The following is a 12,599-nucleotide window of genomic DNA, read 5'->3' on the forward strand; positions in this document are numbered from 1 at the left end:
CCTCATTTCTTTTCCATGACACATTGCAGCGGGTGCTGGTGCTGGCGGGAGAAATCCATCACCTGTGTCACTTTGGTTTCGGCAACCTCGTAGGTGAATACACCACATTCGCCCACGCCATGATTGTGCACATGGAGCATGATCCGCGTGGCCGCTTCCCGGTCCTTCTGGAAGAAACGTTCCAGAATGTGGATCACGAACTCCATGGGCGTGTAGTCGTCATTCAGAAGCAGGACGCGGTAAAGACTCGGCTTCTTGGTCTTCGGCTTCGTACGGGTAATGACGGACGTGCTGCGGCCGGGAGTATCGCCGCCGTCTTCGCCATCCTGCATTCGAACCCGTCTCACTTCCATTTCCTGTTCATTCCCTGACTGCGTAGTCCGTCTCGAGGTTGCCTCTCGACGTGTTATCTAATGTCTCGACACACGATTGTAAGACCCTCGCTTCGCACTGCAATCATAATCGCGGACCGTCCGAAGGAAATAGCGAAATTTGCCGCCGGCGCGTCAGCCTCGCGCAATCCCCGAAACGGAAACGACCGGCTGCGGTTGCCCGCGGCCGGTCGTTGAACGTCATACGCGTATTAGGGCGCGTCGGCCTCAGGCGGCGACTGCGGACTTTGCCGCCGCGGTGGCCTTGGCAACCGGCGCTTCGTAAGGCTTGTAGGCGCCCTTGGCGAGATCGGCATAGAGTTCGCCGATCTTGGTGGCTTCGGCGACGAAGCTTTCATAGGAGGACTTCACGAAGGCGGACTGCAGCTCGACGGCGGTCTCGATGCTCTTGACGCCCGAAAGCTTCTCGAAATGGGCAAGGCCATTTTCGAAGGACTTCTTGGAATAGTCTGCGGCTTCGGTGGCGATGGCCTGCCAGCCCTGCGCGACAGTCGTATAGCTCTTCACGAACGTATCCATGGCTTCCTTGTTCTTCTTGCTTGCTTCGTCGAAATTGAACATCGAAGTCTCCTTTGGTCCCTTGTGACTTAGCTCGAAATATATATGCGATGCACAAAAAAGTCAATGTATATGCTGCAATGCAATATTCCGTAACCAAAGCAAGATGTTGGACGATACGTATGATTATTGGTGCTGACGAAAGCCAATTTGCCGCAAAACAATAACAAAAGGCCCGGCGCCAAGGGCGGCCGGGCCTTGTTTTGCTGGAAATCCTTCAGATCAGAGATCGATGTCGAGGATCGCCATGGAGAAGTTGTAGGAGAGCTCGCCGTCTTCGTCGTCGCGGAAGATGACGCCGAGAAATTCGTCCGCGAGGTAGACTTCGGCGGATTCATCCTTGCGCGGGCGGGCCTTCACGACAATCTCCTTGTTGATATTGCGCTTGAAGTAGGCCTCGAGCTTTCTGATTTCTTCCGGCTTCACGATACGTCTCCGTCAACGATTTGATGTGCCGCGCTTCTCGCACCTGCTCCCGGGCGTGTAAACCCTTCAATGCCGGTGCGCGCCGACTTTTCCCGCGTTCAGGCTTTTGGCGCGGTACCGCAAGCAAGGCCGTTTCGGCCCTGGCCGGCGCGGTCAGAGATCGTAATCGAAGGCCGCAAGCAACTGGTCCATCGCACGCGACGGCTCGTTGCAACCCGCCTCGCCCACGACGCGCGCCGGCACACCCGCCACCGTCGATTTCGGCGGTACGGGCTTGAGTACGACGGAGCCGGCCGCGATGCGCGAGCAATGGCCGATATGGATGTTGCCGAGGATTTTCGCGCCGGCACCAATCATCACGCCGTCGCCGATCTTGGGGTGGCGGTCGCCGCCTTCCTTGCCGGTGCCGCCGAGCGTGACATTGTGGAGGATCGAGACATTGTCGCCGATGGACGCCGTCTCGCCCACGACCAGACCCGTCGCGTGGTCGAGGAAGATGCCCTTGCCGATGCGCGCAGCCGGATTGATATCGGTCTGGAAGATGCTGGAGGAGCGGCTCTGCAAATAGAGCGCGAGGTCGCGCCGCCCGCTGTTGTGGAGCCAATGGGCAACGCGGTGCGTCTGGATGGCGTGAAAACCCTTGAAATAGAGCACGGCATCGAGGAACCGCAGGCATGCCGGATCCCGGTCATAGACGGCCTGGATATCGACGCGCAGGATGCCGCCCCATTCCGGCCAGTCTTCAAGCATCTCGTCGAAGATCTGGTGCAGCAGATTGGCCTGCAGGTCCGGATGGTCGAGACGCTCGCAGACCCGATGGATCACGCTTTCCTCAAGCGAGTGGTGGTTCAGCACCGTCGAATAGAGGAAGGCCGCCAGCAGCGGCTCGGCCTGGGCGGCAACACGCGCTTCCTCGCGCAGGCTGTCCCAGATCGGATCCATGGCCTTGAGCCGCTCGGCAGCCCGCAGTTCGTTCGTCGCGACCATCGCCGCACTCCTTGTCGTCATTCTCGTCCATATATAGAACAAACCAAGGGCAAGCGAAATGCCCCGGCCGTCATTGTCATGAACGCCGCCTCAACGTCCTTCGATCTCCGCATAGAAATCCAGCACAGCGCGCTTGAAAACCTTGTCGCCGACCGCGAGCATGTGATCGCGGCCGGGAATGTCGAGCGCGCGGGCATCCGGCATCAGGGCCGCCAGCGGCTGCGGCGCGCCGGCAATGTCGTCCTTCGTGCCGACGCCAATCAAGGCCGGCATGTCGATGCGCGCCATGTCGGCTTGCGTCAGCAGGTCGCGCGAGGTCATGATGCAGGCAGCAAGCGCCTGCCGGTCCGATTTCGTCTGCTCCGCGAAAGCACGGAACATGCGCCCGCGTGCATGGGTGACATCGTCGAGCGACGGCGCCAGCAGCGCATCCGCGATCGGGTCCCAGTCGCCCACACCTTCGACCATGCCGATGCCAAGGCCCCCGAAGACGACGGAGCGCACCCGATGCGGATGGGCAAGCACCATGAAGGCCGTGATGCGCGCACCCATCGAATAGCCGAAGACGTGCGCTTCGGGGATCGCGAGATGATCGAGAAGGGCCGCGGCATCGCCTGCCATCAGCGGCGGGGTGTAAAGCGCTGGGTCATACGGCTTGGCACTGGCGCCGTGTCCGCGATTGTCGAGCGCGATGACGCGGTAGCCGGCATCCCCCAGCGTCTTCAGCCAGCCGGGAAACACCCAATTGACATTGGCGCTCGAGGCGAAACCGTGGATCAGCAGAACGGGATCGCCGGAGGGATCGCCCTCATCGAAGAAAGCCAGTTCGAGGCCTTCGTGGGTGAAACGGGAAAAGGGCGGAGGATCAATGTTCATCGCGAGGCCGTCTTTCGTTTTCTCGCCCCGCTCTTACCGCCGTTTGCGCCCGGAGGAAACGCCCGGTGCTGAAATCTCGCACGCTCCCCCAGGCGTGATCGGAGGAAAACCGCCGCAGGATACGATCATCGTCTCGCCGCGACGGTTTTGCATCTACACATTCCGGCGGAAGACGATTATGGTCCGGCCGACAAACAGACCTGCACGGAGCATGACATGGCTGGGCACAGCATTCCCCATTTCCAGAACGACGGCGGCCATAGCGCAATCGAGATCGGCGTGAAGGAATTCATGTGCGTCGGCGCATCGATCCCCTACGACCATCCGCACGTCTTCCTTGACATGGGCGACGACAACGAGAAGGTCTGTCCCTATTGCTCGACGCTCTACCGCTACAACCCGGCCCTGAAGGCCACGCAGACCAATCCGGTCGGCTGCACCTTCACCAACGTGGTGGCGGCGTGACGGCCGGAAGGCCGACACGATCATGTCCCCTGTAAAATCAGTCACGATCGTCGGCGCCGGCATTGCCGGCCTGACGGCAGCGCTTGCGCTCGCCCGCAAGGGTATCGCCGCGCACATCGTCGAACAGGCTTCGACGCTTGCGGAAGTCGGGGCCGGGCTGCAGCTTTCGCCCAATGCTTCCCGTGTCCTGGCCGAGCTCGGCCTTCTGCAGGACCTTGAACGGCGCTGGAGCGAACCGGATCACATCCAGCTTTCCTCAGGAAATACGCTTGCGTCGCTCGCCTCGGTTCCGGCCGGCGCCGCCGCCCGCGCACGGTGGGGGGCACCCTACGGCGTTCTCCATCGCGCCTCGCTGCAGGCCGTTCTTCTCGATGCGGTCAGCCGGGAGCCATCGTGCACGCTCGTCACGGGCCGCCGGGTCGAAACCGCCGAAGAGGCCGCAGCCGTCGCCGACACCGATCTGGTGATTGCGGCGGACGGCGTCTGGTCCAGGCTGCGCGGTTCGGTTCCGGGCGCCCTGCCCGCGCGATACTCCGGCAATGTCGCCTGGCGTTTTCTCGTACCCTACGATTCTGCACCGGCCCTGCTCAATCCCCGCACGGTCACGGCCTTTCTTGGACCGCAGGCCCATCTCGTCGCCTATCCGCTGGCCGAGACCCGTTCGTTCAATATCGTCGCCATCCACCAGCAGGCTGAGGCACCGCCGGAAGGATGGTCACGGCGTGGAGACACCGCCGCCCAGAAACGCCTGGCCAATGCTTTTTCCGGCTGGCATGCCGGCATAAGAAAGCTGATCGCAACGGCAGACGATCCGCTGGTCTGGCCGCTCTTCGGTTGTCCGGATGGTGCCTGGACGGATGGGCGCAAGACGGTACTGATCGGGGACGCCGCCCACGCCATGACGCCCTTTGCGGCTCAGGGCGCCGCCATGGCCATCGAGGATGCCGCGCTTCTGGCAAACCGGCTTGCCGGCGCAACGGACCTCGGCGCAGCATTACGCCGCTTCGAGGCCGAGCGCCGGGAACGGGTCGCGAAGGTTCGCAATCGCGGCGCCTTCAACCGCTTTGCCTATCATGCGCGCGGTCCCGTCGCACTTGCGCGCAATCTGGTACTGTCGCTGCGGAAGCCGGAGAGCCTGGCCGGCGATTTCGACTGGCTCTACGGCTACCGCACGCCGGACTGATCCGGCATGTTCCCCAACTTGCCGGGAAGCCCCCCCGGCAAGCCGTGATCTCAAGCGCTTGCAGCCGTCAGACGGAACGCGCCGCAGCCAGGCCGCGTTCGATATCGGCCTTGATATCCTTCACGTCCTCGAGGCCGATCTGGAGGCGCAGCACCGGGCCCTCTTCCGGCGCCTTGGCGATCCGCCGGTCGTTGAGGTTCACATGCACCGCGAGGCATTCGAAGCCACCCCAGGAATAGCCGAGCCCGAAAATACCGAGCGCATCGAGGAATGCATGGGCCTTGGCCTTGTAACGATCAGGCGAACCACCGTTCAGCACGATCGAGAAGATGCCGCTTGACCCCTTGAAGTCCCGCTTCCAGAGTTCGTGCCCCGGGAAGCTCGGCAAGGCAGGGTGCAGGACCCGCGCGACATCGTCCACGCCCTCCAGCCAGCGCGCCAATTCCAGCGCGCTTTCCTGGTGACGCTCCAGCCGCACGCCCATGGTGCGCAATCCGCGCAGCACCTGGTAGGAATCATCCGGGGAGGCGCAGGTGCCCAGCGTGATCTGCGTATCGTGCAGTTGTTCCCAATGGGCGGCATTGGCCGAGACCGTGCCGAACAAAATGTCGGAATGACCGGCCGGATACTTCGTGGCAGCATGGATGGAAACGTCGACGCCGAAATCGAGCGGCTTGAAATAGAGCGGCGTTGCCCAGGTGTTGTCCATGGTGACGACCGCACCATGCCGGTGCGCCGCAGCGGCGATGGCCGGAATATCCTGCATTTCGAATGTATTGGAGCCGGGCGCCTCGGTGTGCACGAGCCTGGTGTTGGGCCGGATCAGGCTCTCGATACCGGCGCCGATCAAGGGATCGTAATATTCCACGGTCACGCCCAGCCGCTTCAGCATGGTGTCGCAGAAATGGCGTGTCGGGTGATAGACGGAATCGACGATCAGCGCGTGGTCGCCCGCCGAAAGGTAGGCAAGGAACGGCACGGTCACGGCTGCCAGACCCGACGGCACGAGAATCGTGCCGGCCGAGCCTTCCAGCTCGTCGATCGCGGCGCAGAGCGCATCCGTGGTCGGCGTGCCGCGCGTGCCGTAGGTGTATTTCTGCGCCCGGCTTTCCATGGTCGCAGCATTGGGAAAGAGAACCGTGGACGCATGCACGACGGGTGGATTGACGAAACCGTAATAGTCGGCGGGGTCGTTGCCTGCATGGGCAAGGCGGGTGTTCACGCCGGCGCCGGCGAGGATTTCGTCTCTGTTTTTCATGGATCAATCCGAACGATGCAATGTGTTACCTCCGGCGGACTTTTCGCCAGCATGAAGGTGAGGTCAACCCCGTGCGCAAGAAGAAGGCGAAACCCCGAAAGCGCTACAAATTTCCAACAAGCGGTTTTTTTGTGCGGCTGACTGCACTTGCCCCCATTTTCCTGCCCAAAACCGCGCCAACTTTCCTTAAATTTGGAGAAGTGAATGGAAAATGGGCTGTGTCACTTGACCGTGCGAAATTTTGAGCATGAGATAAGCGACCTCGCGCCGGGAGGGTGGCGAGTTCCGCATAGGTGTCCTTTCGGACCGCGTGACCTGCGGATAGATAAGATAAGACAAGACAACAGAAAAAGGTCGTAAAAAATGGCAAAAAAAATCGTGACGGCGCTCGTTGGTGCAGCCGTACTGGGGTTTGGCGCAACAGCATCTCAAGCCGACACACTGTCTGACGTTAAGGCAAAGGGCTTTGTCCAGTGCGGCGTCAACGGCTCGAACCTTGCCGGCTTCGGCGCACAGGATTCGCAGGGCAACTGGGCCGGCCTCGACGTGGATCTCTGCAAGGCCGTGGCCGCTGCCGTCTTCGGCGACGCCACCAAGGTCAAGTTCACGCCTCTTTCGGCCAAGGACCGTTTCCCCGCACTGCAGTCGGGCGAAATCGATCTTCTGGCACGCAACACGACGTGGAGCATCAGCCGCGACACGCAGCTCGGCTTCGACTTCCGCGCCGTGAACTACTATGACGGCCAGGGCTTCATGGTGAAGAAGGAACTCGGCGTTAAGTCCGCTCTCGAGCTGTCGGGCGCTTCCGTCTGCGTCCAGTCGGGCACCACCACCGAACTGAACCTCGCCGACTACTTCCGCTCCAACAACATGGACTTCAAGCCGGTCGTTTTCGAAGCGCAGGATGAAGCCGATGCCGCCTACAATGCCGGCCGCTGCGACGCCTACACGACGGACGCCTCGGGCCTCTACTCGATCCGCCTGAAGATGGCCAACCCGGACGACCATATGGTTCTGCCGGAAATCATCTCCAAGGAGCCGCTCGGCCCGGCCGTTCGCCAGAACGATTCCAAGTGGCTCGATATCGTCAGCTGGGCGCACTACGCGATGGTGGCTGCCGAAGAGTTCGGCATCACGCAGGCGAATGTCGAGGAAATGAAGACCTCCGCCAACCCCGACATCAAGCGCTTCCTCGGTGAAGAAGCCGATTCGACCATCGGTGCGGATCTTGGCGTGCCGAAGGACTGGGCCGTGCAGATCATCAAGGCCGTCGGCAACTATGGCGAATCCTTCGAGCGCAATGTCGGCGAAGGTTCTCCGCTCAAGATCGCCCGTGGCCTGAACGCCCAGTGGACGAAGGGCGGCCTGCAATACGCCCCGCCGATCCGCTAAGTCGGACGACACCGCTTCGGGAGGGCAAGCCATTGCCCTCCCTTTTTAGAACAACGCCCGGAAAACAGGGCGAACACAATGTCAGGGGACTTGCATGGCTCTTGCGGACACCCGAACCGGGTCCAGCGAACCGCCGAAGGTTTCGCTTCTCTACAATCCTGCGCTGCGAAGCGTGCTCTATCAGGTCGTTACACTTGTCGTGATCGTCGGTGCGGTGTGGTACGCCTGGAACAATGTCGTCCAGAACCTCGCCCGCGCCAACATGTCCGCCGGTTTCGGCTTCCTGAACAGCCGCGCCGGTTTCGACATCGCGCAGACGCTGATCGCCTATTCGAGTGACTCGACCTATTTCCGTGCCTTGCAGGTCGGTCTGCTCAACACGCTGGTGGTCGCCGCCGCCGGTATCGTCACCGCGACGATCGTCGGCCTTCTCATCGGTGTCGGGCGCCTGTCGAACAACTGGCTGATTGCGCGGCTCTGCACGGTCTATGTGGAAATCTTCCGCAACATTCCGCCGCTTCTCGTCATCTTCTTCTGGTATCTCGGCGTTCTCGCCCTGTTGCCGTCGATCCGCACGATCTTCCAGCATCTCGAGGAAAACCCGGACGCGATCTTCTTCATCTCCAACCGCGGCATCTACATGCCCGCCCCGATCTTCGGTGAGGGATTCGGCATGGTGGTCGGGGCCTTCGTCCTTGGTATCGTCGCGGCAATCGCCTTTACGATCTGGGCCAATGCCCGCCAGCGGGCCACGGGCAAGCGTCCGCCGGTGCTGTGGGTCAATCTCGGCCTGATCGTGCTGTTCCCGATCCTCGTCTTCCTCGTCATGGGAAGCCCGCTGTCACTGGACTACGCCGTTCCGGGGTCGTTCAACATGCGCGGCGGCATGTCCATCGGGCCGGAATTCCTGGCGCTCTACCTCGCACTTTCCCTCTACACGGCGTCGTTCATCGCCGAAATCGTGCGGGCAGGCATCCGTGGCGTGTCGAAGGGCCAGTCGGAGGCCGCTTTCGCACTCGGGCTGCGGGGCGGACACACGACGCGTCTCGTCGTCCTGCCGCAGGCCTTGCGCATCATCATCCCGCCCCTCACCTCGCAATATCTCAACCTCATCAAGAACTCGTCGCTCGCCGTCGCCGTCGGTTACGCCGACCTCGTGGCTGTCGGCGGGACCATCCTCAACCAGTCGGGCAAGTCCATCGAGATCATCGCGATCTGGATGCTCGTCTATGTTTCGATCAGCCTCATCACGTCGCTGTTCATGAACTGGTTCAATGCCAAGATGGCCCTGGTGGAGCGCTGAGATGTCCCAAAGCATTACCTATGTCCGTGACGGGTTCATCGAGGCGGAAAAGCCGCCGACCTCGGATTCGTCCGCGTTTGCCTGGATTCGTCACAACCTCTTCGCCTCCTGGAAGGACAGCCTTCTGACGGTGATCGCGCTTGCGGTGCTCGTCTACTACCTTCCGAAGGCCATCGACTGGCTGTTCGTGTCGGCCGTGTGGACCGGGACCGACAGAACGGCCTGCCTGACCACCGATCAGGGCGGCCAACTGCCGGCCGGGTGGAGCGGCGCCTGCTGGGCCTATGTGAACGACCGCTTCGTGCAGTTCATGTTCGGCTCCTATCCGCGCGATCAGCTGTGGCGTCCGCTGCTCGTCGCCGGCCTGTTCGTCGCGCTGCTCGTGCCGTTCCTCATACCGCGGGTGCCGCGCAAGGGCCTCAATGCCCTCCTCCTGCTCGTGGCGCTGCCCCTCGTGGCCTATGTCCTGCTGCTGGGCGGCTATTTCGGCCTGCGCCATGTGGAAACGTCGCTGTGGGGCGGCCTCATGGTCACCCTCATCATCTCCTTTGTCGGCATCGTCATGTCGCTGCCGATCGGCATCCTGCTGGCGCTGGGGCGCCGGTCATCCATGCCGATCCTGAAGATGGTGTGCATCGGCTTCATCGAGCTGATCCGCGGCGTGCCGCTGATCACCGTCCTGTTCATGGCCAGCGTGCTTCTGCCGCTGTTCCTGGAACCGGGCAACAATATCGACAAGTTCCTGCGGGCCCTGATCGGCGTGTCGATCTTCGCATCCGCCTATATGGCGGAGGTTATCCGCGGCGGTCTTCAGGCCATTCCGAAAGGGCAATACGAAGCGGCCGATGCGCTTGGCCTGAACTACTTCCACAAGATGACCTTCATCGTGCTTCCGCAGGCCATCAAGCTGGTCATTCCGGGCATCGTGAACACCTTCATCGGCATGTTCAAGGACACCTCGCTCGTCACCATCATCTCGATGTACGATCTGCTTGGGATCGTGAAGGCAAGTTTTGGCGATTCGGGCTGGATCACGCCGGTCACCCCGCTGACGGGCCTGATCTTCGCCGGTTTCGTGTTCTGGATTTTCTGCTTCGGCATGTCGCGCTACTCGGCCTTCGTGGAACGCCGGCTCGACAAGGGCCACAAAAGATAACTGAGAGGAAACAACAATGGCCAACCAAGCCAACGCACAGAAGATGACCGTCTCAGCGACCGATGTCGCCGTCGAGATCGTCAACATGAACAAGTGGTACGGCGATTTCCATGTGCTGCGCGACATCAATCTCAAGGTGATGAAGGGCGAGCGCATCGTTATTGCGGGACCGTCGGGTTCCGGCAAGTCGACGATGATCCGCTGCATCAACCGGCTGGAAGAGCACCAGAAGGGCCAGATCATCGTCGACGGGATCGAGCTGACGAACGACCTCAAGAAGATCGACGAGGTGCGTCGCGAAGTCGGCATGGTGTTCCAGCACTTTAACCTCTTCCCGCACCTGACCATCCTCGAGAACTGCACGCTCGCGCCGATTTGGGTGCGCAAGATGCCGAAGAAGGAGGCCGAGGAGATCGCGATGCACTACCTCACGCGCGTCAAGATCCCCGAACAGGCCAACAAGTATCCGGGTCAGCTCTCGGGCGGCCAGCAACAGCGCGTGGCGATCGCCCGCTCGCTCTGCATGAAGCCCAAGATCATGCTGTTCGACGAGCCGACCTCGGCGCTCGACCCGGAAATGGTCAAGGAAGTGCTCGACACCATGGTTTCGCTGGCTGAGGAAGGCATGACCATGCTGTGCGTGACGCACGAAATGGGCTTCGCCCGCCAGGTCGCCAACCGCGTGATCTTCATGGACCAGGGCCAGATCGTCGAGGAGAATGCACCCGCCGAGTTCTTCGACAATCCGCAGCACGAGCGCACCAAGCTGTTCCTCAGCCAGATCCTGCACTGAGCGGATCGAAATCCGGGTTTGGAAAAGGCGGGCGGAGTGCCCGCCTTTTTTCGTCCGTCTGGCTGGTCATGCCCTTCATTTCGTCCGAAGCCCCATCCGGAACTTGAGCGGACTTGCGCCGAAATGATTGCGGAAGGCGCGCGAGAAGGCCGAGAGACTGTCGAAGCCGCTGCGCAGCGCCACCTCCTGCATGGACAGCGGCGTATCGCGCACCAGACGCTGCGCCGCCGTCAGCCGCAGGCGCAGGTAATATTTCCCGGGCGCTGCGCCGAGCCCGTCGACGAACAGCGTCTCGAGCTTTCGCGTGGAGAAGCCGAGGCGGCGCGCCAGCGCCGCAATGGTCAGCGGCCGGTCGATCGTGCGCTCCATCAGGCGGATCGCGGCAGCAAGCTCCGGCCTGTGCTCGCCCAGGCGCCCCAATGAGACGAGCGGCTGTGCGTCCGTCGCGGCATGCGTCTCGTCGTAGACGAACACGCTGGCCACATCGAGCGCCACCGCCGAGCCGAACCGTTCGCGCACCAGATGCAGCATCATGTCGAAGGTCGGCGAGGCCCCGCCAGATGTCCAGAGCGGGCCGTCCGTGACGAAGCGGTCGGCGCGCACGTTGAGCGCAGGAAAGGCTGCCGCGAAGTCCTCCAGTTCCTCCCAATGCGCCGTCGCGTCGCGGCCGTCCAACAGGCCGGAGCGCGCCAGCAGCCAGCAGCCGGATTCGATGCCGGCCACGATCCCGAAACGCCGTGCCACCTTCTTCAGCCGCGCAACGAACGGTCGCCCGGCGTAGCAATCCTGGTTGAAGCCGGCGATCAGGAGCAAGGCATCGCCGCCCGTCACATCGGCAAACGCGCCGTCGACACGAACCTCCACTCCGCAGGTCAGGAGCACCGGCTGCCCCTCCGGCGAGAGTATCGTCCAGCGGAAGACCGGTTCGGGCACCACGCGGTTGGCCGCGCGCATGGGATCGAGCACGGAGGCAAGCGACATGATCGACGATTCCGGCAGCAAAACAATCGTGACGTCGAGCGGGCCCGACCGCGGCATTTCTCTGGTCATGCGGAAATTGTCAAAAAACAGACGTATTATGTCAATCGGGAAAAGATAAATCCGGCATGATCCCTCTCACAGGTGATCCGGAGATGCAGCCGGGTCATGGCGACAGCCCCTGTACCCCGAACCCTGATCCGCTTTTTATCGGAACGGGTTGGCGAGCCCGAGGGCGGACCAGCCCGTTTTTTTTGCGCTGTCCTTCGCACCGTTTCGCTCATCAGGTTGCGGTCGCCCGGAACCTACACCTGTCTTGCGCGTTGAAGCGACAACCAAGCAGGAAAGGTTCTATCATGCAGAAGCTCAAGTCCATCTTTGCCACGGGTGCGCTCTCCATCGCCGTGGCGCTGACGTCCTTCGTCCCGGCACAGGCCATTACGTTCCCGAACGTTCCGGTTCCGTCGGCGTCGGCCGTCGAGCAGGTGCAGTATCGCTATGAGCGTCGTGAACGCATGCATCGCCGCGACCGGGCGGAGCGGCGCTGGCACGGCCATCGCGGTTACCGCGACCGCCGTCCCGGCTATCGCCGCCATTCCGATGGCTGGTGGTACCCGCTGGCTGCCTTCGGCCTGGGTGCGGCCATCGGCGGTGCTGTGACCCGTGACCGCGACGTGAGCGGCTCGCATGTCAGCTGGTGCTCCAACCGCTATCGTTCATACCGCGCCTACGACAACACGTTCCAGCCGAACAACGGTCCGCGCCGAAGCTGCGTCTCGCCCTATTCGCGATAAGCCGCAGACCTCTTCCCTACAAACAAAACGCCCGCGAT

The 12,599-nt window shown here is 62.0% G+C and carries 15 protein-coding genes; 8 read left to right on the plus strand and 7 right to left on the minus strand.

Annotated features, from left to right (window positions below; translation table 11 throughout):
* Positions 1-2: 2 nt before the first annotated feature.
* The 5 genes from clpS to B5M41_RS13465 form a co-directional block, all read right to left on the minus strand.
* Positions 3-353, minus strand: coding sequence for an ATP-dependent Clp protease adapter ClpS (gene clpS / locus B5M41_RS13445; RefSeq protein ID WP_134649127.1), 351 nt, complete (start codon positions 351-353; stop codon positions 3-5).
* A gap of 246 nt (positions 354-599) precedes the next feature.
* Entirely contained in the window at positions 600-953 is a 354-nt protein-coding gene (locus B5M41_RS13450; RefSeq protein ID WP_134649126.1) for a phasin family protein, read from the minus strand.
* A 219-nt stretch (positions 954-1,172) separates the two neighbouring features.
* Positions 1,173-1,376 (minus strand): DUF3126 family protein, encoded by a 204-nt coding sequence (locus B5M41_RS13455; RefSeq protein WP_134649125.1) that lies wholly within the window; start codon positions 1,374-1,376, stop codon positions 1,173-1,175.
* A gap of 153 nt (positions 1,377-1,529) precedes the next feature.
* Complete coding sequence (cysE, locus tag B5M41_RS13460) at positions 1,530-2,363, minus strand: serine O-acetyltransferase (protein WP_134649124.1); 834 nt, start codon at positions 2,361-2,363, stop codon at positions 1,530-1,532.
* A gap of 90 nt (positions 2,364-2,453) precedes the next feature.
* Positions 2,454-3,239, minus strand: coding sequence for an alpha/beta fold hydrolase (locus B5M41_RS13465; RefSeq protein WP_134649123.1), 786 nt, complete (start codon positions 3,237-3,239; stop codon positions 2,454-2,456).
* 216 nt (positions 3,240-3,455) lie between these two features.
* Here B5M41_RS13465 and B5M41_RS13470 point away from each other — a divergent pair, with 216 nt between their 5' ends.
* The gene (locus B5M41_RS13470) at positions 3,456-3,704 is read left to right on the plus strand and encodes a zinc-finger domain-containing protein (protein WP_134649122.1); all 249 of its coding nucleotides are present in this window, start codon (positions 3,456-3,458) and stop codon (positions 3,702-3,704) included.
* Between the two features lie 22 nt (positions 3,705-3,726).
* On the plus strand, positions 3,727-4,887 hold the full coding sequence (locus B5M41_RS13475; protein ID WP_134649121.1) for an FAD-dependent monooxygenase: 1,161 nt from the start codon (positions 3,727-3,729) through the stop codon (positions 4,885-4,887).
* A gap of 67 nt (positions 4,888-4,954) precedes the next feature.
* Here the strand turns inward: B5M41_RS13475 and B5M41_RS13480 are convergent, their stop codons facing one another.
* Positions 4,955-6,145 (minus strand): cystathionine beta-lyase, encoded by a 1,191-nt coding sequence (locus tag B5M41_RS13480; protein WP_134649120.1) that lies wholly within the window; start codon positions 6,143-6,145, stop codon positions 4,955-4,957.
* Positions 6,146-6,216: 71 nt separating this feature from the next.
* Here B5M41_RS13480 and B5M41_RS13485 point away from each other — a divergent pair, with 71 nt between their 5' ends.
* From B5M41_RS13485 to B5M41_RS13505, 5 genes are all read left to right on the plus strand, one after another.
* A complete protein-coding gene (locus B5M41_RS13485; RefSeq protein ID WP_160871469.1) occupies positions 6,217-6,390 on the plus strand; it encodes a hypothetical protein in 174 nt (57 codons plus the stop codon).
* A gap of 118 nt (positions 6,391-6,508) precedes the next feature.
* Positions 6,509-7,537, plus strand: coding sequence for an amino acid ABC transporter substrate-binding protein (locus B5M41_RS13490; RefSeq protein WP_134649119.1), 1,029 nt, complete (start codon positions 6,509-6,511; stop codon positions 7,535-7,537).
* Positions 7,538-7,631: 94 nt separating this feature from the next.
* Entirely contained in the window at positions 7,632-8,840 is a 1,209-nt protein-coding gene (locus B5M41_RS13495; RefSeq protein WP_134649118.1) for an amino acid ABC transporter permease, read from the plus strand.
* 1 nt (position 8,841) lies between these two features.
* Positions 8,842-9,996, plus strand: coding sequence for an amino acid ABC transporter permease (locus tag B5M41_RS13500; protein WP_134649117.1), 1,155 nt, complete (start codon positions 8,842-8,844; stop codon positions 9,994-9,996).
* Between the two features lie 16 nt (positions 9,997-10,012).
* Positions 10,013-10,789: an amino acid ABC transporter ATP-binding protein gene (locus tag B5M41_RS13505; protein ID WP_134649116.1), complete on the plus strand. Its 777-nt coding sequence runs from the start codon at positions 10,013-10,015 to the stop codon at positions 10,787-10,789.
* Positions 10,790-10,864: 75 nt separating this feature from the next.
* On the opposite strand, the gene B5M41_RS13510 is transcribed toward B5M41_RS13505, so the two are convergent.
* The gene (locus B5M41_RS13510) at positions 10,865-11,839 is read right to left on the minus strand and encodes a GlxA family transcriptional regulator (protein ID WP_134649115.1); all 975 of its coding nucleotides are present in this window, start codon (positions 11,837-11,839) and stop codon (positions 10,865-10,867) included.
* Positions 11,840-12,123: 284 nt separating this feature from the next.
* Here B5M41_RS13510 and B5M41_RS13515 point away from each other — a divergent pair, with 284 nt between their 5' ends.
* Entirely contained in the window at positions 12,124-12,561 is a 438-nt protein-coding gene (locus B5M41_RS13515) for a BA14K family protein (RefSeq protein ID WP_134649114.1), read from the plus strand.
* Positions 12,562-12,599: the final 38 nt, after the last annotated feature.

Origin of the sequence: Shinella sumterensis (assembly GCF_004514425.2) — a bacterium.
Lineage (GTDB): Bacteria > Pseudomonadota > Alphaproteobacteria > Rhizobiales > Rhizobiaceae > Shinella > Shinella sumterensis.

Coding starts and splice junctions, on each gene's coding strand:
- B5M41_RS13480 (WP_134649120.1), bottom strand. CDS start 6,145: ATGAAAAACAGAGACGAAATCCTCGCCGGCGCCGGCGTGAACACCCGC.
- B5M41_RS13465 (WP_134649123.1), bottom strand. CDS start 3,239: ATGAACATTGATCCTCCGCCCTTTTCCCGTTTCACCCACGAAGGCCTC.
- clpS (WP_134649127.1), bottom strand. CDS start 353: ATGGAAGTGAGACGGGTTCGAATGCAGGATGGCGAAGACGGCGGCGAT.
- B5M41_RS13515 (WP_134649114.1), top strand. CDS start 12,124: ATGCAGAAGCTCAAGTCCATCTTTGCCACGGGTGCGCTCTCCATCGCC.
- B5M41_RS13450 (WP_134649126.1), bottom strand. CDS start 953: ATGTTCAATTTCGACGAAGCAAGCAAGAAGAACAAGGAAGCCATGGAT.
- B5M41_RS13475 (WP_134649121.1), top strand. CDS start 3,727: ATGTCCCCTGTAAAATCAGTCACGATCGTCGGCGCCGGCATTGCCGGC.
- B5M41_RS13470 (WP_134649122.1), top strand. CDS start 3,456: ATGGCTGGGCACAGCATTCCCCATTTCCAGAACGACGGCGGCCATAGC.
- B5M41_RS13495 (WP_134649118.1), top strand. CDS start 7,632: ATGGCTCTTGCGGACACCCGAACCGGGTCCAGCGAACCGCCGAAGGTT.
- cysE (WP_134649124.1), bottom strand. CDS start 2,363: ATGGTCGCGACGAACGAACTGCGGGCTGCCGAGCGGCTCAAGGCCATG.
- B5M41_RS13490 (WP_134649119.1), top strand. CDS start 6,509: ATGGCAAAAAAAATCGTGACGGCGCTCGTTGGTGCAGCCGTACTGGGG.
- B5M41_RS13510 (WP_134649115.1), bottom strand. CDS start 11,839: ATGACCAGAGAAATGCCGCGGTCGGGCCCGCTCGACGTCACGATTGTT.
- B5M41_RS13505 (WP_134649116.1), top strand. CDS start 10,013: ATGGCCAACCAAGCCAACGCACAGAAGATGACCGTCTCAGCGACCGAT.
- B5M41_RS13500 (WP_134649117.1), top strand. CDS start 8,842: ATGTCCCAAAGCATTACCTATGTCCGTGACGGGTTCATCGAGGCGGAA.